The following is a 19,237-nucleotide window of genomic DNA, read 5'->3' as shown; positions in this document are numbered from 1 at the left end:
CCTCGATGCCCTGGCACGATGTCGCTGTGCAGTCGACATCGCGAACATCTCATCGAACCCACCGCCGCCGTGTTCTCTCGGTGGTCGCACTGGCGCTGCTGGTCGCGCCGATGCTGGCCGGTTGCCTGCGCGTGCAGGTCACGATGGGCGTGTCGGCGAACGACCGCGTCGCGGGTCAGATCGTGGCCGCCACAGTGCCGACATCGGACTCCGACACCGGTCCCGAACTGGTGGTTCCCTCCTCGATCGAGGACAAGGTTCGCGTCGAGCCGTACAGCCAGGACGGATACGTCGGGTCGCAGGCCATCTTCGACGATCTCTCGTTCGGCGACGTGCAGACCCTCGGCTCGATCTTCCAGAACGCGGCCGGTTCGTTCCAGCTGACGCTGCAGCGCTCCGGTGACACCGTCACTCTGGCAGGCAACGCCGATCTGTCCTCCGTTCCGGCTCAGGGTTCGGACGTACAGTTCACCATCGCGTTCCCGGCCCGCATCGGCACCACCAACGGCACCCGCGAGAGCGACAACTCGATTTCGTGGAAGTTGCCGGCAGGAGAGGTCACCTCGATGCGCGCCGAGGTCAATTATCCCGATCCCAACACCCGAAGCTTCGCCGGCTGGGCCGGCATCGTGGGCGGCGTGACCGTCGGCGTCGCGGCCATCGTCGGGGCCATGGCGTGGGTCTCGCGCAATCCACCGCTGCGGGTCCGCGGGTCGCGCGGTACCGAGTCCGGAAGCTCCACCGACAGAACGTCTGCGTGAAGGACGGCTTGCTCGCGCGCACGACGGCGACCGCAAGCGTTCTCGCAACGGCGTCGGCCGCGGTGTCCGTGTTCAACTCGCGGTTCATGCCGAGCCTGCGCTCCCCGAAGCAGGCCGTCACCGAGCGCGTCGTGGTCTGCATTCCCGCCCGTAACGAGGTCGCGACGCTGCCTGCGCTGATCGGCGATCTCGCGCGGCAACGATCGTGCACGGATCTGCGAGTGATCGTTCTCGACGACGACTCGACCGACGGAACGGCGGCCGCTGCCCGTGCGGCTGCGGACGGTGATCCGAGGATTCGCATCGTGACCTCCGGTGTCGCTCCCCCGGCCGGCTGGACCGGCAAGGCAGCTGCGTGCGCCGAACTCGCGAGGCTGGCCGACGAGGACGACCCGATGACGTCGCTGATCGTGTTCGTCGATGCCGATGTGCGACTCGAACCGGAGGCCGTGGCGGCAGCCGCCCGGATGCTGCGAAGGCGCGGCGCCTCCCTGCTGTGCCCGTGGCCGGAGCAACTGGCCGAGAGCACCGTCGAGCGACTCGTCCAGCCGTTGCTCGCATGGTCGTGGATGTCCACGCTTCCCGTCCCTCTGGGCAACGCGACGCTCGCACCGTCGATGGCGGTCGCCTGCGGGCAGTTCATGGCTTTCGATGCCGCCGCCTATCGCGCCATCGGGGGCCACGGTTGCGTCGCCGCGAGCGCGACCGAGGACCTCGATCTGGCACGTGCTCTGCGTCGGCGTGGATTCTCGACGGCGGTGGCGTCGGGTGCGGGGTTCGTCCGCTGCCGGATGTATCGATCGGCGGCAGAACTTCGATCCGGCTACAGCAGGTGGCTGTGGAACGAGTTCGGTGGACCGGCAGGTTCGGCTGCGGCGGCCCTGGCACTGACCGCTGTGTACGTGTTGCCCCCGATCACGGCGCTCACGTCCTCGGGTCGCGCGCGTCGCCTCGGATTCGCCGGGTACCTCGCCGGTACGGTGTCTCGGTTGTCGACACGGCGGCGCGAGGTGGGGTCGCGGTTCGGGGTGGGCGACGCACTCGACGCGGCTCTGCACCCGGTGTCGATTCTCGCGTTCGTCGGACTCGTCGCGGAATCCCACGTGCGCAGGCGTCGTGGCTCGCTGTCGTGGAAGTCGCGCCCGATGCCCGCTCCGCAGCCCTGACCCGTCTCACACTCGCGCGGCCGCAAGCCCCAGGTTGCTCAGCACCTCACGCGTCGCGCGCGCGAAGTTCAGGGTGATGAAGTGCAATCCGGGCGCGCCCTCGGAGATCAGGCGCTCACCGATGTTCGTGGCGAGTTCGATGCCCACCTCGCGGACGGCGGCGCGGTCCTCCTCAGGACCGGATCCGGCGGCGCGAGTGAACTTCTCGTCCAGGTGCGACGGGAGCGTCGTGCCCGAGAGCTCGAGCATCCGACGAACCGACCGAAGCGAGGTGATGGGCATGATCTCGGGAATGATCGGTTTGGCACCCTGCTCGGCGTCGAACGCGCACACGCGATCCCGTAGGCGCAGGTAGTCGTCCACATCGAAGAACATCTGGGTGATCGAGTACTCCGCACCCGCCCGCAACTTGCCGACCAGGCAGCGAGTGTCCTGCTCGAGGTCGGCAGCGCGGTGGTGTCCTTCGGGGAACGACGCAACGCCGACGTGGAAGTCGCCGAGATCGCGTACCAGCCGGACGAGCTCCTCCGCGTATTCGACTCCGTCCGGATGCTTCTCCCAGTCGCCGAGTGGATCTCCGGGGGGATCTCCGCGCAGTACGAGAATGTTGGTGATGCCGCGGTCCGCGTACGACCCGACCATCGATCGCAACTCGTCCACGCTGTGCGAGACAGCAGTGAGATGCGCCACAGGAAGGAGGGTGGTCTCCTCGGCGATCTGCCCGGTGACGCGCACCGTGCGATCGCGGGTCGAACCGCCTGCGCCGTAGGTCATCGACACGAATGCCGGCTGAAGTTGTTCGAACTCACGAACCGCCCGCCACAGCCTGGCCTCGGCGGCCTCGTCTCGTGGAGGCGAGAACTCCACCGAGAACGGGATCCTGGCCTCGGGTTCTGTCCGTAGTCGGTCGACGATGGACGGTGTCCTCGTCACGAATCCTCGACTCGACCGCCCCCTGACGGAATCTTCGCTCACCCGAAGATCATAGGTTGCGCCCCAACGAAGCCCGTCGGGCCTCCCTGACGACAGATGTTCGCTGCACGTCGGTCCAGGGCTTGCACGGCCATTACTGTGGGATTCAGAATTCATGTAATCCACAGCAACCTTGGAGGATCGTCCTGTCCGGAGACTTTTCTTCGCCCGTAGTCGACACACCCGCCGCCGCGAACGACCCCAAGGCGATGCGCACGGCCGTCGATGCGACCCTCGCCGAGTTCTTCGCCTCACGCCGAGGTGTAGTCGACACCGTGGGCGGCGGCTATCCCGCTGCGGTGGCCGATCTCGAGGCGTTCGTGCTTCGTGGCGGCAAGCGCATGCGCCCCGCGTTCGCCTGGACCGCGTGGCTCGGTGCAGGCGGTGAATCCACCGGTGCCCGTGCGGACGCAGTGCTGCGGGCGTGTTCGGCTCTCGAACTGATCCAGGCCTGCGCCCTGATCCACGACGACATCATCGACTCCTCCAGCACGCGACGTGGTTTCCCGACCGTGCATGTCGGCTTCGCCCAGCGCCACCGGGACGCGGGCTGGTCCGGTGGCGCGGACCATTTCGGTGAATCGGCAGCCATCCTCGTCGGCGATCTCGCCCTGTGCTGGGCCGATGATCTACTGCGCGAGTCCGGTATCGACGCCGATGCCGCGCGGCGAGTCCAGCCGGTGTGGTCGGCGATGCGCACCGAGGTTCTCGGCGGCCAGTTGCTCGACATCGAAGCCGAGGCAGGCACCGACGAGAGTGTCGAGGCTGCGATGCGCGTCAACCGCTACAAGACAGCTGCGTACACCGTCGAGCGGCCGCTGCATCTGGGCGCAGCTCTCGCCGATGCCGACGAGAACCTGATCTCGGCCTACCGCAACTTCGGTGCAGACATCGGAATCGCGTTCCAGCTGCGCGACGACCTCCTCGGAGTGTTCGGCGATCCCGAGGTGACCGGCAAACCGTCGGGCGACGACATCACCGAGGGCAAACGCACCGTGCTGATCGCGTTGGCACTGCAGAAGGCGGACGAGACCCGGCCGGATCGTGCAGCCACGATCAGAGCCAGCCTCGGAACCGAACTCGACGCGAACGAAGTGGCCGACATCCGTTCCATTCTCGTCGAACTCGGCGCAGTGGACGCGGTCGAGAAGCAGATCGACGAGCTCGGAACCCGGGCGGTCGCAGCCCTCGACAACAGTTCGATCGAACCGGTCGCTGCGGCGCACCTACGCGCCATGGCAACCGCCGCCATCCAACGGCAGTACTGAAAGAGAGCGTCATGTCTTCGATCCGCACGGTCTCCGGCACCACCGACACCGTCGTCGTCGTGGGAGCGGGATTGGCCGGTCTGGCCGCCGGTCTGCATCTGCTGGGGGCAGGCAGGAAAGTCACCATCGTCGAGCGTGACGAGACCGTGGGCGGCCGAGTCGGGGTGTACCCGGTATCGGACGCCGACGGATCGCACCTGTACGACATCGACAACGGTGCGAGCGTGTTGACGATGCCGAACCTGGTGCTCGAGGCGCTCGCCGCCGTGGGTGCGGACTTCGAGTCGACCACGCCGCCGATTCGGCTGACCACACTGTCGCCGTCCTATCACACGCGCTACGCCGACGGCACGTCCATCGACGTCTACTCCGATCCCGAAGCCATGGCGGCCGAGGTGGAACGCACCTGCGGCCCCGCCGAGGCGCAGGGATATCGCGAACTGCGGCGCTGGCTCGCCGACATCTTCGACGCCGAGTTCGACCGCTTCATCGACTCGAACTTCGATTCACCGCTCGATCTCGTGGGATCGAAGGCTGCGATCTCCGACACCGCGACGCTCACCAAGCTGGGCGGCTTCGGCCGTCTCGGGCCCCGCGTCGACAAGTTCCTGAAGGACACCCGCCTACGCCGCGTGTTCACGTTCCAGGCGCTCTACGCAGGGATGGCACCCCAGAAGGCCCTTGCGGTCTACGGAGCGATCGCACACATGGACACCTCCCTCGGGGTGTTCTTCCCCGAAGGCGGCATGGCGGCCATCGCCAAGGCCATGGCCGACGCGTTCGTCACCGCAGGCGGCACGCTCGAACTCGGCACCGAGATCGTCGACATCACCGTCGACCGAGGCCGTGCCGACTCCGTCGTCACCGCAGCCGGCAGTCGAATCGCCTGCGACGCACTCGTTCTCACTGCCGACCTGCCCGTGGTCGATCGACTGCTCGACCGAGCGTCGGTGTCCAAGAAGGGCCGACGGAACGGATACGGCGTGGTGTCACCGTCGGCGGTCGTCGCGCACGGAACCGTTCCCGTCGAGCTGACGGCGACGTGGCCGGCCCGCGCGCACCACACCATCGACTTCGGCGACGAATGGGCCGAGACCTTCCGCCGCATCACCGCACGATCGGGCAAGGGATCCCTGATGGCCGATCCGTCCCTGCTCATCACCCGACCGTCGGTGAGCGATCCCGATCTCGAAGTGGTGCGTGGCGGAGTGCGCAGCGAGCCGGTGTCGATCCTCGCACCGTGCCCCAACCTCGACAGTGCTCCACTGCCGTGGGGCGAGCTGGCGCAGCCGTACCTCACCGAGATCCTGACGACGCTGGAAGCTCGGGGATACAAAGGTCTGCTCGACGGCTTCACGCTCGATCACATCGACACACCCGAGACCTGGGCGCAGAAGGGCATGATCGAGGGCTCTCCGTTCTCGTCCGCCCACGTGTTCAGGCAGACCGGGCCGTTCCGACGCAAGAACATGGTCGCCGGGCTCGAGAACGTGGTTCTCGCAGGCTCGGGCACCACGCCGGGAGTGGGCGTTCCCACTGTTCTGGTGTCCGGAAAGCTCGCCGCAGAGCGGGTGACGGGGCCCACCGGACGGTAGGTTCGTTCGATTCACTGCGTCGACCAACTAAGCTGAGCGCGATCGTTTGCCGGTCGCGCTCATTGCTGCGACCATGATCGTTCGGCGATCGGCGTGAACCATCGTCCGGCGTACAGATCTCGACCCACAACTCGTTGCAGAGGAGGAGCAGGCGGCAATGTCTTCGATCTCGTCGCACTCCACCTCCGAGGATCGATCGTCGGACGGCGGCCCCCCGCCCTCGGCTTCGCGACGACCGTCCAGACTGACCGCAACGGGCAATTTCCTGCGCAGTCCCGAGGGCAAAGCCGCACTGCTCGGTGTGGTCGGTGCCGTCTGCATCGTGTTCGGTGGATTCGGCGCGGGCAGTGTGCGCCGACGCGATCCGTTGCTCGAGGAGATGCACCTGTCGTGGCTGCGATTCGGTCACGGATTCGTACTCTCGACCATCATCGTGTGGGTCGGCGTCCTGCTGATGATCACCGCATGGGTTCGGCTCGGCCGCGCGACCCTGCACGGCCGCACCACCGTGGGCGAACTGCGCTGGGTCGTCCCGGCATGGACCGCACCGCTGCTGCTGTCGGTGCCGATGTTCAGCCGCGATGCGTACTCCTACCTGGCTCAGGGCGCACTGCTCCGCGACGGTTTCGACCCGTATGCCGTTGGACCCGTTGCCAATCCAGGAGTTCTGCTCGACAACGTCAGCAATGTCTGGACCACCACCACTGCGCCGTACGGCCCGTTGTTCCTGCTGCTCGGTCGCGGAATCACCAGCCTGACCGGTGACAACGTCATCGCCGGAACCATGCTGCTGCGCCTGACGATGCTGCCCGGTCTGGCTCTGATGATGTGGGCGGTTCCGCGGCTGGCGAAGCACCTCGGCGGCCGAGCGACCACCGCGGTGTGGCTCGCCGTCCTCAACCCTCTGGTGCTGATCCACCTGATCGGCGGAGTGCACAACGAGTTGCTCATGGTCGGCCTGATGACCGCGGGGATCGTGCTGACGCTCGAGCACAGACACGTGGGCGGCATCGCACTGGTCGCGATCGCGGTGGCGATCAAGGCCACAGCAGGCCTGGCGCTGCCTTTCCTGGTGTGGATCTGGATGATCCATCTGCGAGAGAAGGCGCGGGCGGAGGGTCGAACGCCGATGGCGCCCGGCCTGGCATTCGTCAAGACCGCAGGAATCGGAGCCGCCGTCTTCGTCGCCGTGTTCGCCGTGGCATCGGTGATCGCCGGAGTCGGAATCGGTTGGCTGACCGCTCTTTCCGGATCGGCCAAGATCATCAACTGGCTCTCGCTCCCCACGATCCTGGCGCACCTGGTGACCGTCAGCACATCATGGTTCCTCGATCTGCGCCTCGGACCCGTTCTCGACGTCACCCGTCTGCTGTGCGCGATCGCACTGGTGGTCGTTCTCGCGGTGGCCTGGTGGTTGGGTCGCAGATCAGAACGCGATGCGGTCAAGGGCATCCTGATCGCCCTGGTGGCCACCGTCGTCCTCTCCCCCGCAGCCCTGCCCTGGTACTACTCGTGGCCGTTGGCGATCGCCGCAGGCTTCGCACTCTCGCGTACGACCCTGATGATCCTGACGGGTCTGTCGACGTGGCTCATGCTCGTCTTCCAACCCGATGGATCGATCGGCCTGTACACCTTCGGGCACGTCGCACTGGCGATCTTCGCCGCGGTCGTCGCGGCTCTGGCCCTGACGCGCGTCGATCCGCTGCGTTTACGATCGGACCGATCCAGGGAACACCGTGCCGTACCGAACGCGCCCAGGACCCCAGCAACGGAACCGACCGGAGACGAATCCACATCATGAAGGCCCGCGTGATGAAAGAACTGGACGGTATCGATCCGGAGCTGCACGAGGCATACCGCATCTGTCGCGAACTCAACGCCCAGCACGGCAAGACGTACTTCCTCGCCACGCGCCTGCTCCCCACCGACAAGCGCGCAGGCGTGCATGCGCTGTACGGGTTCGCCCGGATGGTCGACGACATCGTCGACCTCGAGGGCACCGACATCGCCGTGGGGTCGGACGAGCTCAACGCCCGTCGCATCGTCGAACTCGACGTGATCGAATCCCGGGTGCGCGACGCGTTGGCGGGAAAACCGTTGTCCGACAGCGTGTCCGATCGAGTGTTGAGCGCGTTGTGCGACACCGTGGCGCGCTACGACATTCCGCACGACTATTTCTTCGCGTTCATGCACTCGATGCGCATGGACATTCCGGGAAGCCCGATGTTCGTCTCCCGCTACCGCACGATGGAGCAGTTGCGCGAGTACGTGTACGGCTCCGCTGCGGTCATCGGACTGCAGATGTTGCCGATCCTGGGAACCGTCGTCGAGCGGTCGGAGGCCGAGCCGCCCGCCGCAGCCCTCGGCGAGGCGTTCCAGCTCACCAACTTCATCCGAGACATGGGTGAGGACCTCGATCGCGACCGCATCTACCTGCCCACCGACGAACTCGCGGCGTTCGGCGTCGACGAAGAACTACTCCGGTGGTGCCGCACCACGGGGAATGTCGATGCCAGGGTCACCCGCGCTCTCGCGCACCTGATCGCCGTCACCCGCTCGATCTACCGCACGTCCGATGCGGGCATCGAGATGCTGGATCCGCGAGTGCGACCGTCGATGCGCACGGCGTCGATCCTGTACGGCCGCATCCTCGCAGAGGTCGAGTCACAGGGCTACCGCGTGCTCTCCCAACGCGCGACGGTGCCGCAGTTGACCCGAGCGCGCATCGCGCTTCCGCAGTTCGCCGTCACCGGCTGGAAGCGCGCGACGGTTCGCTAGAAGGCCATCGCCTGTGCGCGCCTGATCACTTCGCGCATCAGGTCGCCGTGCAGAGCGGCGACAGGTGCACCGGGCAGGCTCTCGTCCTCGGTGAACAGCCACCGCAGGATTTCCTCGTCCTCGTAACCGCCGTCGTGCAGCACGGCCAGCAGACCGGGAAGCCCCTTGACGATGGTGCCCTTGCTCGTGTCGAGGAACTGCTCCGGCACACCGGGCACGCGCGAACGCTTCAGGGCGAGCAACTGGCGATCTCGGACGAGCTGTTCGACGCGGGTCTTGGGGATGTCGAGGATCTTCGCGACATCGGCGAACTGCAGCAAAGACACCGACGGATCGAGCACGTCGTCGGCATAGGGAATGGCACTCACGCAGGTAACGTTAACGGGTCCGGCGTCCAGACTTCAAAAGCGCAGAATCCGGGTCGGTCGGGACCGAGGACACGATCCACGATCGTCGGTCGGCATCTCCGGCACCGATACGATCGACTTCAGCATCCGGCACCGAAGGCCGGAAATCAATGGACGACGAGGGGAGGTTCGGTGATACCGGGTTCGATGCTCGATCGTCGGTACCGAATAGACGCACCGATCGCGCGCGGCGGTATGTCGACGGTCTACCGCGGACTCGACACCAGGCTCGACCGCCCCGTCGCGGTGAAGATCATGGATCCGAAGTTCGCCGAGGACCCGCAGTTCGTCCAGCGCTTCGAGTTCGAGGCTCGGGCCGTGGCCAGGCTCAGTCACCCCGGCCTCGTCGCCGTCTACGACCACGGGCGCGACGGCGAACACGCCTTCCTCGTCATGGAACTCGTCGAGGGCGGAACTCTGCGTGAACTACTGCGCGAGCGTGGACCGATGCCCCCGCACGCTGCAGCGGCCGTCATCCGACCGGTTCTCGACGCGCTCGCAGTGGCCCACCGAGCCGGTCTGGTGCACCGCGACATCAAGCCCGAGAACATTCTGATCAGCGACGACGGCGACGTGAAGATTGCCGACTTCGGTCTCGTCCGAGCCATCGCAGCCTCCACCGTGACGTCGAGCAGTGTGATTCTGGGCACCGCCGCGTACCTGTCTCCCGAGCAGGTCACCACCGGCTCCGCGTCCGCGAGCAGCGACGTCTACGGCGTCGGTGTCGTGTTGTTCGAGCTACTGACCGGACGCACACCGTTCACCGGCGATACTTCACTGTCCATCGCCTACCAGCGCATCGACAACGACGTACCGCTCCCTTCCACTCTCATCGCGGGCGTACCCCCGCAATTCGACGAGGTGGTCCAACGCGCCACCGTTCGCGCCCCGGAACACCGGTACCGCAATGCCGACGACATGGCCCGCGCTCTGCGCGCTGCCGCGTCGGCGCTCGCGCTGCCCGAGTACCGAGTGCCCGCGCCCAAGCGCTCGGCCGAACATCTGAGCTCGGCCGCAGCCGGCGCACCGACGACGGTCGCAGGCGGCCGTCCGCCGGCCGCTCGCACCCAGGTCGTGGACAATTCGCCGCCCCAGCCCCCTCGAGACGGGGTGCAGCACACCCGAGTGGTCACCTCGCCCACGTCCCGAGGCATCGACCACGGCTCCGACATCACCGATCCGCCGCCCGCCGGGCCACCCCCGACCGGCAGAAGGCACTACGAGTTCCCCGATTTCGACGCCGATCGCCAACGCTCGCGCCGAGCGATCGTCGTCTGGCTGCTCGTTGTCGCCCTGCTCGCCGTACTGGTCGGCTTCGGCGGATGGTGGATGGGCTCGGGTCGTTACACCGCAGTCCCGATGGTGGACGGGCTCGACACCACCGGTGCCACGAGCGCCGTGGAAGCCGCCGGTCTCGAGTCGGCTGTGCGCGGAACGTACTCCGACTCGGTGGACACCGACCTTCTCATCGGCACCGATCCCACCGGCGGATCGCGAATCGCCAAGGGCGACACGGTGTTTCTGTTGGTGTCGCTGGGCCGCCCCACCGTTCCCTCTATCGACACGGACGCATCCGTCGACGACATGGAACAACAGCTGCGAGACCGGACGTTCACGCCCGTCGACGGCGGCGAGGCCTTCAGCACGTCCGCTCCGATCGGCGGGGTCGCAGCACTGGACCCACCGCCCGGCACGGTGCTGACGACGGGAAGCTCGGTCACGGTGCTGCGCAGCAAGGGGGCACCGCCGGTCGAGGTACCCGACGTACGCGGGCAGAGCGTCGACCAGGCCCGAACGACGCTGGATTCGGTGGGCATCACCGTCGGCGAGGTTCGCGAGACCTTCGACGAGGACACCGATGGCGGCAAGGCGATCGCAACCACACCGGAAGCCGGTCAGACGGTGAGGTCCGGGTCCACCGCGGTGCTCGAGGTGTCCAACGCCGTCACCGTGCCGTCGTTGCTGGGTCGGTCGGTCGGCTCGGCCCGGAGCACGCTCGCGACGTTGGGTCTGACGATCGACGTCCGTCAGGTGGTGGACACCGACGGGTCTCTGGTCATCACCCAGAGCCCCGGAGCCGGTTCTCGGGTGGAACCGGGCTCCGAGGTCATGGTCGTGTCGCTGCCCTGATCAGTCGCGGAGCATCTCGGCGACGAGGAACGCCAGCTCGATGCTCTGCTGCGTGTTCAGACGCGGGTCGCAGGCGGTCTCGTAGCGGCCTGCGAGGTCGAGGTCCGAGATGTCCTGGGCACCGCCGAGGCACTCGGTGACGTTGTCGCCGGTCAGTTCGACGTGAATTCCGCCCGGATGCGTTCCGAGGCCGTTGTGCACCTCGAAGAATCCCTGCACCTCGTCGACGATGCGGTCGAAGTGACGCGTCTTGTAGCCGGTCGAGGCCTCGTGCGTGTTGCCGTGCATCGGATCGCACTGCCAGATGACCTGGTGGCCGGTGGCCTGCACCTTCTCGATGATGGCGGGCAGGATGTCGCGCACCTTGCCGTTGCCCATGCGCGAGATCAGCGTCAGACGTCCCGGCTTGTTGGTCGGGTCGAGCCGCTCGACGTACTCGACGGCCATCTCGGGCGTGGTCGTGGGCCCGATCTTGAGACCGATCGGGTTGGAGATCAGCTCGGCCAGCGCGATGTGCGCCCCGTCGAGTTGGCGGGTGCGGTCGCCGATCCACAGGAAGTGTGCGGACAGGTCGTACAGCTTGGGGTGATCGTCGGTGTTGTCCAGGCGCAGCATCGCGCGCTCGTAGTCGAGAACGAGTGCTTCGTGGCTGGCGAAGATCTGCGCGGTGTGCAGGTTGGGGTCCGAGACGCCGCAGGCATCCATGAAGCGCAGTCCGCGATCGATCTCCCCCGCGAGCGCCTCGTAGCGGGCACCGGCGGGCGACTGTGCGACGAACTCGCGGTTCCAGTCGTGCACCTTGTGCAGATCCGCCATGCCTGCACCGGTGAGTGCGCGGACCAGATTCATCGCTGCACTCGCGTTGGCGTAGGCGCGCACCAGTCGCGACGGATCGTGGCCGCGGACGCTCTCGTCGGCGACGAGCGAGTTGATCATGTCGCCGCGGTAGGACTGCAGTCCGAGCGCGTCGATGTTCGACGAACGCGGCTTGGCGTACTGCCCCGCGATGCGGGCGACCTTGACCACCGGCATGCTCGCGCCGTAGGTGAGCACCACCGCCATCTGCAGCAGCGTGCGGATGTTGCCCTTGATGTGCGGCTCGGTGTTGTCGACGAAGGTCTCGGCGCAATCGCCACCCTGCAGCAGGAAGGCCTCACCGCGAGCGACGGCGGCGAGCTTGTCCGACAACGCCTCCACCTCACCGGCGACGGTGATCGGGGGAACGCTCTCGAGCACCTTGCGCATGTCGGCAGCATGCTCGGGATCCCACTGCGGTTGCTGCGCAGCCGGCTTGGCCAACGCATCGTCCAATCGAGAGCGCAGCGTCGGTGACAACGGCGGCAGGTCGGGCAAGCGATCGATGGGTACGTCGACAGTCCAGTTCACCGCTACAGGATATTCGCACCGCCGAAGCCGCAGGACAACGGGTGTTCACCCGCGGTACGAGTACTCCTCGATCGCCTGGAACTTCGCCAGATTGTGCCGCGCGTCGGCCAGGGCGTCGTGAGCATCGTCGGGAACCGACGGCAGCTCGGGACTGCCGCGATCCTCCCAATGTTGGCGCAGCTCACGAGTGAACCGCGGCAACGAACGCGGCAACTCGGTCATCGAGCCCCACAGCTGACAGAGGGCCACGTGGTCGTACGCCGCAACCCACGCCCACAATTCGACCTCGGCACCGTAGTGCGGAACGAGAAATTCGAGCAGTTCGTCTCGGATTCGGGACCGGCTCATCCACAGCGGCGACGAGTACGGTGGCAGCTTGGGAAGCACGTTGCGTCGAACCCAGCGGCCGGCGCGCTCGGGGTCGAACTCGGAGGACACCGCATAGAACTCGCGACCGTCCTCCGACACCACACCGATCGAGACCAACTCGATTGTGCGACCATCCTCGATGAACTCTGTGTCGTAGAAGTAGCGCACGCGGCTCACCCTAGCGCGTCCCCGACACGTCCCCCACGTACCGGTAGCCCCGATCCGAAGAGCCCTGAAAGGGAACGCCAGTGACTTCGCCCGACTCCAACCGTCCGGTCGCCGAAGCATCGGAGCCGGCCGCGCCGACGCGACGCCGGTGGCCGAGTTGGGCGGTGGCGTCGAGCAGGGTCCTCGTTCTGATCGGTGCCGTCGTCGGTGTGCTGTTCCATCTCAACGGCTTTCCGGGGCTGCGGACGATCGGTGAGCATTACCGTCTCGATCTGGACGTGTATCGACTGGGCGGGCAGGTGTTCGCCGAGGGCGGGGATCTCTACGGTCAGCTGCCACCGATCGCGACCGGTACGACGCTGCCGTTCACCTATCCCCCGATCGCCGCGGCGATTTTCAGCCCGCTGTCGTCGGTGTCGCTGTACGCCGCCTCGATCGCGGTCACCGTGCTGTCCATGCTCTTGCTGCTGGTGACCGTCGTGGTGACCCTCACCTCGCTCGGACTGCGTCCCCGCACGCTCGTGTGGTGGTCTGCCGGAGCTGTGTTCGCCGTGGCCGTGCTGCTCCTCGAGCCGGTCACCTCGACGCTGAACTACGGACAGATCAACATCGTGTTGATGGCGTTCGTTGCACTGGACTGCTTGCCGAAGAAGACGCCGTGGCCCCGAGGTGTGCTGATCGGTCTCGTGGCCGCCGTCAAGCTCACCCCCGCAGTGTTCGTACTGTTCTTCTTGTTGCGCAAGGACTTTCGCGCAGCAGTGGTGTCGGTACTGAGTTTTGCGGTGTTCACCGCGATCGGCTTCGCGCTGACGTGGTCGGACTCGGTGAAGTACTGGACCGAGACGATCGTCGATTCCGACCGAATCGGCGGCCCGGCCTACCCGCCCAATCAGTCGATCACCGGAGTGCTCGCGCGGCTCGGGTTGGACGAACTACCCCGGTCGATCCTGTGGCTCGCGTTGTCGGTGGTGGTGCTCGCCATCGCGGCGGTGGCGATGCGAAAGGCGTTCGCCGCAGACGAGACTGCGCTCGCGCTGACGATCAACGCCATGTTCGGACTGCTGGTGTCGCCGGTTTCCTGGTCACACCACTGGGTGTGGGCCATCCCGTTCGTCGTCGTGCTCGCCGTACTGGGCTACCGCCGCCGCAGTGCGCTGCTGGCGACTCTGGTGGCCGTCGGGCTGGCGTTGATGCTCTACCCGCCGCACTGGAAGCTCGGCGAGGGTCGATGGAGCGGGCTGGGCTGGCCGCTCGTGGATCAGTTCGCTGCCTCGGGCTACGTGTGGTGGGCGCTCGCCTCGATCGTCGCCACGGCCGCGATCACGTGGTCCGATCGATTGAACGCGACAGTCGGTACACACGCCGCGCAGTGATCGCGACGCGGGCCGAACAGGATCAGCTGGCCTTGGAATCCGGGATACGCTGCGCGGTCGGAGCCGACTCCGCCTCGGGTGCAGCCTTTTTCAGAGATGCGGCGTACACGTCCACGTACTCCTGACCGGAGAGCAACATCAGGTCGTACATCACCTCGTCGGTGACGGCACGCTCGACGAAACGATTGCCTGCCATGCCCTCGAAGCGAGAGAAGTCGATGGGCTTTCCGATCCGGATGGTGACCTTCGCCGGACGCCACACGCGCGAACCGATCGGGTTCATCTTCTCGGTACCGATCATCGCGACCGGGATCACCTGAACTCCGGTCTGCAATGCCAGACGCGCCATCCCGGTCTTGCCCTTGTACAGCCGCGCGTCGGGTGACCGTGTGCCCTCGGGGTAGATGCCGAGAACCTTGCCTGCTTCGATCACGCGTACGCCTGCGTTGAGCGCGTCCTGTGCCGCGTCGGCTCCGGTGCGATCGATCGGCACCTGCCCGACCGCGGTGAAGAACCATTTCTGGAACGCGCCCTTGAGCCCCGGTCCGGTGAAGTACTCGCTCTTGGCGAGGAAGGTGATGCGGCGAGGCGTCTTGAGCGGGAGGTAGAACGAATCGAGAACGGCCTTGTGGTTGCTGGCCAGAATGACCGGACCCTCCGTCGGGATGTTCTCCGCACCCTCGATCGTGGGCCGCCCCAGGGCGATGAGAAGGGGGCCGACGAAAATGTACTTAACCAGCCAGTACCACATTGACATGCTCCCTGATGATGGTCCGGAATTCGTTTGGTGCCGCCTCGCCCTGAAGCGAATCGACTGCGGCCGTGCGTCCTCGAACCGTGCCGCGTAGTGAACTGTACCCACGGTTTATGACACCAGCCACATCATCGCCGACACGGGGACAGAGGTCACAGGAAGCGAGCGAAGAACAGTCAGCGGACCCCGGTGACGAACTGCGCCCGGGCCAACTCCGCGGCCCCGATCATGCCTGCTGCCTCACCGAGTTGAGTACTGCGAATTCGGGCCAGCGGTCGGTGCCCCGCACCGGTCACCAGCTCCGCATACTTGTCGGTCGCGCGCGCCAGGAACTGACTCGACGACGTCGCCACTCCACCGGCCAACACGATCAGATCCGGGTCGTACACGTCGCTGACCATCGAGAGCCCGACGCCGAGCCACTGTGCGAAGTCTTCCATGGTGCGGCGGGCGATCGAGTCACCCTCGTGCGCAGCACTGGCGATCCGGCGGCCGGTCAACGAACCCGGGTCGAGGAACACCTCACGAGCCAGGGTCGTCGAGGACGCCGGGTCCGCCGCCAGCAACTCGACCGCGGTGTCCACCAGAGCAGTACCGCTGCAGTACCGCTCCCAACAACCGCGCTTGCCGCAGGGACAGGCCCGGCCGTCCGGCACGACCTGGATGTGACCGAGTTCCGGTGCCACGCCGTGGCTACCCCGATAGATCCTGCCGTCGATCAGCAGCGCCGCACCGATACCGGTACCGATGGCCACCATCACCACGTTGCGGCCACCGGACGCGGCACCGAAGCGATACTCGGCCCATGCCGCCGAATTGGCGTCGTGCTCGAGCAACACCGGCAGACCGATGCGCATGCTCATTTCCGTCGCCACCGGAGTGTTCACCCACGGCAGATGCGGGGCGAAGAGAACCGTCGTGCGGTCGGAGTCGATGAACCCGGCGACGGCGAGCCCCACTGCCGCGATGTCGTGTCGCCCGGCCAGCTCCTGCACGGCCCGATCCAGACCACGTTCGAGCGCGCGAGCAGTGTGCGGGGTGGGAGCGGCCGTCGAGTCGAGCACCTGCCCGTCCTCGTCGACGACGGACGCGCGCAGGCTGGTCCCGCCCACGTCGATGCCGACCGTCAGTCGCTGGTGGTGCCGCTTCATTCGTTCATGCCTTCCTCGGCCGTCCCCCACGCGGCCTGCACCCGAGTCGCGTCGATCACGGACGCTCCTGCTCGTCCGAACGCGAATTCTTCACTCGAACGGTAATCGGAACGAACGACGCGGGGCGGTCGTCCCGTGATTTCGTGTCCATCGACACGTCCGCGACCTCTGCCGGGTCCGAGGGGGCACCGGCACTGCCGGGCCCGGGTTCGGCCGCGGTTCCGGGTGACGACGGGGCGGGCGGAGCCTGCGTTGCGGAGTGCGCCGCCCCGGAGGTCGTGTGATCGGCGAGCAACTGGCGCAACAGCGCGATCACCACGGCGCTCTCGGAGGCCACGAGCTCGACGAGATCGTGGCGCTCGCCGCGCACCAGCGCCGCGAGTGCGCAGACCGGGCACCAACTGCATCCCTGTTGGTCACGATCCTGCTGTGTCTCGGCGACGCGACGCAGGATGGGCTCCAGTCGCGTCAACACGGTCTCGGCCAGGGCCAGCAGGTCCGCCCCCAGCTCGGAATGGTCCGAGTTCATCGACACACCCCGGCCGCCGGGGTTGATGGAGTCACAGTGGCCACACGTCGGGGTTCGGACGGAAACGCACCACCAGGCACGGTCCGTCGAGTTCGGCGGAGTCCGCGACGCACCGACGCAGCACCGACGCCAATCTGATGCGCCGTCGCCTCCCGTCGGCACTCACTATCAAGTCGTCCTCCACTCGCCCCAGGCCCAAGGTCGTCGAATCCACCACCGGCAGAAGCATTCTCATCGCGTACACGGATTCGAGTCCGCGACCCGACTCGAGCACAACCGAAGGTTGCTCACCCCAGCCCGGCGCGCGCCGTTCGAGGGAGTCCGGTTCGAGGCGATCGGCCACATCTTGCAAGGGCCCCAACCCTACCGGTTCGCCGGGAGCGTGCTCCACCTCCACGATCGGCACCGTGCCGATGCGTCGGCGCAGCTCGGCGACCGCGTCTTGCTGCGCCGCCCGCCACCTCTCGAACCAGAACACGGCCGGATGAGCGCCCACCAGACCGATCGACGACGCGTTGAGCTTCGGCAGGATTTTGTTGACCAGAACACGATCGATTCTGATTCCGAGCAGAGCAGCTGCCGACAGTGTTCGTTCCGCGTCGACGACCGAAAGTTGTTCGGCGGTGACGACCACGGTCGCGCCGGTTCGGGCGGAGTCGGTGATCAGGGACCGTACGGAGTCGACCTGCGCGAGGATTCGCTCGATCATCGCCACCACGAGGGTCAGACGTACATCGGAACCGGTGCCGGCGACCATCCGTGCGTGCAGAGGCCAGATCCGCTCGACGTACGCGGCGACGGTGTCGGGCAACTGCAGCATGCGTAGGGCATCCGCCGATGCGGGCAGGTCGACTATTACTGTGTCCCAGCGATTCTCGTCGGCAAGACGGCCGATCTCGTGCATTCCGAGCAACTCTTCGACTCCGGGGAGACCGAGCAGCTCCTCCGGTTCGATTGCCCCGAAGCTCACCCCGTGTTCGTGTCCGGCGGACGCCACGGCCATCAGCGAGCCGAGCCCCCGGTACCGCGCTTCGAGCAACGCCAGCGTGTCGATCTCGACGATGTCCAGGCCGGGCGCGATCGAACGAACACCGGACGGGTCCTCGGCCTCGGCGTCCCCCGCGAACGCGTCGGCCAGCGAGTGCGCCTGGTCGACGGAGGCGATCAGCACCCGCTCACCGGCCTGGGCGAGTCGCAGCCCCGACGCAGCCGCCAGCGTCGTCTTACCCGCGCCACCTTTGCCGAGGAACAGCAACACCGTGGTGCGGGCTTCGGTGCGAGCTTCGCTCAGCCTTCGACCCGCTTCTTCAATTCCTTGAGCGCAGTGTCGGTGATGACCTTCTCTGCCTTGCGCTTGAACAGACCGATCATCGGAATGTTCAGGTCCACGGTGAGCTCGTACGTCACGTCGGTGCCGCTACCCGACTCGCGCAACGTGTACGAGCCGTTCTGGGATTTCTGCATCTCGCCCGAGACGAGGTTCCAGGAGACCGAATGGCCGTCGGCTGCCCAGTCGTACTCGAGCTCGTAGGTGTCTTTCACCATCCCTGCGTCGAGCACGAACTTGACGCGCTTGCCACGACCGTCCTTGCCGACTTCGAGGACCTCGACGGACTTCGCGGCCGACACCCACGTGGGGTACGCGTCGAAATCGGCGATGACGTCCATGACCCGGCTCGGTGGGGCTTCGACGACGATCGACCTCTGGGTTTTCTCCGCCATGACTACTCGTCCGCTTCCTCTCGGGTACTTCGATCAGCTCGGCTCGCTTCTGCACCGCCGAACTCGCGCAGGCCTATCTCACACGATCGATCCGCCGACGCACAACGCGAACCGGCCGACCGTACCGCGCGGTTCATTCTCGAGCCGGAGTCGACGCTACGTGGTGGGGTGCCTCACCTGCAGACCGACCGGCCTCGAGCTCTCGTTTGAGCTCGAACGTCATCGCTCGTCCGGCCACCCGCCGAGTGTGCTGGTGCGCCGCCACGTCGACGTCCGCGGCAGGTTCGGCATGCAGGAAGTAATGCACGATCACACCGTCGAGCGCAGGCTCGAGCCACAGTTCCATCGTTCCGACGACCCCGCCGCGCACTGCCCAGCGGATCCCCTTCTCACCCCGGTCCTCGGTGATGGTCAGGTTCAGATCCGGCCACCATCGACGCCACCGCTCGGGCGACGCGAACGCCTGCGCCACCCGCTCACCGGGGGCGGCCACGAATGTCTGATCCGCAACTTGAATACTGCTCATCGACAGAGCTTCACATATCGGGTCCGGGGCAATGCGCGTCCCCTCTGTTCAGGCTCGTTCCTGCAGGCTCCACTCGCGTCTGTTCCGGGTCGTTCCTGCAGCCTTCTTTCGAGGCGCATTTCGACGCCGTGAGCCCGGGTCTAGAGTATCTGTGAAGCCGAGCTATCGACTTTCGTTCTCCC

The 19,237-nt window shown here is 66.5% G+C and carries 18 protein-coding genes; 8 read left to right on the top strand and 10 right to left on the bottom strand.

What is annotated here, in order from left to right; translation table 11 throughout:
- Positions 1 to 5 precede the first annotated feature (5 nt).
- Complete coding sequence (locus tag ABZ677_RS06575; RefSeq protein WP_196250558.1) at positions 6 to 761, top strand: DUF3153 domain-containing protein; 756 nt, start codon at positions 6 to 8, stop codon at positions 759 to 761.
- A complete protein-coding gene (locus ABZ677_RS06570) occupies positions 758 to 1,927 on the top strand; it encodes a glycosyltransferase family A protein (RefSeq protein ID WP_358367582.1) in 1,170 nt (389 codons plus the stop codon). Before ABZ677_RS06575 ends, ABZ677_RS06570 begins: the two co-directional genes overlap by 4 nt.
- A gap of 6 nt (positions 1,928 to 1,933) precedes the next feature.
- Here ABZ677_RS06570 and metF read toward each other — a convergent pair whose 3' ends face one another.
- A complete protein-coding gene (gene metF, locus ABZ677_RS06565; protein ID WP_037192830.1) occupies positions 1,934 to 2,860 on the bottom strand; it encodes a methylenetetrahydrofolate reductase [NAD(P)H] in 927 nt (308 codons plus the stop codon).
- A gap of 248 nt (positions 2,861 to 3,108) precedes the next feature.
- Between metF and ABZ677_RS06560 the strand changes: the two genes are divergently transcribed.
- From ABZ677_RS06560 to ABZ677_RS06545, 4 genes are all read left to right on the top strand, one after another.
- Entirely contained in the window at positions 3,109 to 4,167 is a 1,059-nt protein-coding gene (locus ABZ677_RS06560; RefSeq protein WP_358367579.1) for a polyprenyl synthetase family protein, read from the top strand.
- An 11-nt stretch (positions 4,168 to 4,178) separates the two neighbouring features.
- Positions 4,179 to 5,762: a phytoene desaturase family protein gene (gene crtI / locus ABZ677_RS06555; protein ID WP_358367576.1), complete on the top strand. Its 1,584-nt coding sequence runs from the start codon at positions 4,179 to 4,181 to the stop codon at positions 5,760 to 5,762.
- Between the two features lie 157 nt (positions 5,763 to 5,919).
- On the top strand, positions 5,920 to 7,563 hold the full coding sequence (locus ABZ677_RS06550; RefSeq protein ID WP_037192835.1) for an alpha-(1->6)-mannopyranosyltransferase A: 1,644 nt from the start codon (positions 5,920 to 5,922) through the stop codon (positions 7,561 to 7,563).
- A gap of 11 nt (positions 7,564 to 7,574) precedes the next feature.
- Complete coding sequence (locus tag ABZ677_RS06545; protein ID WP_358367823.1) at positions 7,575 to 8,540, top strand: phytoene/squalene synthase family protein; 966 nt, start codon at positions 7,575 to 7,577, stop codon at positions 8,538 to 8,540.
- On the opposite strand, the gene ABZ677_RS06540 is transcribed toward ABZ677_RS06545, so the two are convergent.
- The gene (locus ABZ677_RS06540) at positions 8,537 to 8,908 is read right to left on the bottom strand and encodes an Rv2175c family DNA-binding protein (RefSeq protein ID WP_314141433.1); all 372 of its coding nucleotides are present in this window, start codon (positions 8,906 to 8,908) and stop codon (positions 8,537 to 8,539) included. The genes ABZ677_RS06545 and ABZ677_RS06540 overlap by 4 nt on opposite strands.
- Before the next feature lie 186 nt (positions 8,909 to 9,094).
- On the opposite strand from ABZ677_RS06540, the gene pknB reads away from it, so the two are divergent.
- The gene (gene pknB, locus ABZ677_RS06535; protein WP_358367820.1) at positions 9,095 to 11,077 is read left to right on the top strand and encodes a Stk1 family PASTA domain-containing Ser/Thr kinase; all 1,983 of its coding nucleotides are present in this window, start codon (positions 9,095 to 9,097) and stop codon (positions 11,075 to 11,077) included.
- Here the strand turns inward: pknB and ABZ677_RS06530 are convergent, their stop codons facing one another.
- Complete coding sequence (locus ABZ677_RS06530; protein ID WP_032394396.1) at positions 11,078 to 12,463, bottom strand: class II 3-deoxy-7-phosphoheptulonate synthase; 1,386 nt, start codon at positions 12,461 to 12,463, stop codon at positions 11,078 to 11,080.
- Between the two features lie 45 nt (positions 12,464 to 12,508).
- Positions 12,509 to 13,000 (bottom strand): polyadenylate-specific 3'-exoribonuclease AS, encoded by a 492-nt coding sequence (locus tag ABZ677_RS06525; RefSeq protein ID WP_027497365.1) that lies wholly within the window; start codon positions 12,998 to 13,000, stop codon positions 12,509 to 12,511.
- A 164-nt stretch (positions 13,001 to 13,164) separates the two neighbouring features.
- Between ABZ677_RS06525 and ABZ677_RS06520 the strand changes: the two genes are divergently transcribed.
- Entirely contained in the window at positions 13,165 to 14,373 is a 1,209-nt protein-coding gene (locus ABZ677_RS06520; protein WP_358367817.1) for a glycosyltransferase 87 family protein, read from the top strand.
- Positions 14,374 to 14,395: 22 nt separating this feature from the next.
- Here the strand turns inward: ABZ677_RS06520 and ABZ677_RS06515 are convergent, their stop codons facing one another.
- From ABZ677_RS06515 to ABZ677_RS06490, 6 genes are all read right to left on the bottom strand, one after another.
- Positions 14,396 to 15,124: a lysophospholipid acyltransferase family protein gene (locus tag ABZ677_RS06515; RefSeq protein ID WP_037192839.1), complete on the bottom strand. Its 729-nt coding sequence runs from the start codon at positions 15,122 to 15,124 to the stop codon at positions 14,396 to 14,398.
- A 179-nt stretch (positions 15,125 to 15,303) separates the two neighbouring features.
- Positions 15,304 to 16,278: an ROK family protein gene (locus ABZ677_RS06510; protein WP_037192841.1), complete on the bottom strand. Its 975-nt coding sequence runs from the start codon at positions 16,276 to 16,278 to the stop codon at positions 15,304 to 15,306.
- Between the two features lie 55 nt (positions 16,279 to 16,333).
- Positions 16,334 to 16,807, bottom strand: coding sequence for a hypothetical protein (locus ABZ677_RS06505; protein ID WP_358367570.1), 474 nt, complete (start codon positions 16,805 to 16,807; stop codon positions 16,334 to 16,336).
- Positions 16,808 to 16,838: 31 nt separating this feature from the next.
- Entirely contained in the window at positions 16,839 to 18,065 is a 1,227-nt protein-coding gene (locus ABZ677_RS06500; protein ID WP_358367567.1) for an ArsA family ATPase, read from the bottom strand.
- 29 nt (positions 18,066 to 18,094) lie between these two features.
- Complete coding sequence (locus ABZ677_RS06495; protein ID WP_358367564.1) at positions 18,095 to 18,529, bottom strand: SRPBCC family protein; 435 nt, start codon at positions 18,527 to 18,529, stop codon at positions 18,095 to 18,097.
- A 133-nt stretch (positions 18,530 to 18,662) separates the two neighbouring features.
- On the bottom strand, positions 18,663 to 19,055 hold the full coding sequence (locus ABZ677_RS06490; protein WP_037192852.1) for a hypothetical protein: 393 nt from the start codon (positions 19,053 to 19,055) through the stop codon (positions 18,663 to 18,665).
- Positions 19,056 to 19,237: the final 182 nt, after the last annotated feature.

It is taken from the genome of Rhodococcus sp. NPDC006774 (assembly GCF_040636045.1).
In the GTDB taxonomy this organism is placed as follows: Bacteria; Actinomycetota; Actinomycetes; order Mycobacteriales; family Mycobacteriaceae; genus Rhodococcoides.
This window is presented reverse-complemented; position numbering and strand designations above follow the sequence as displayed.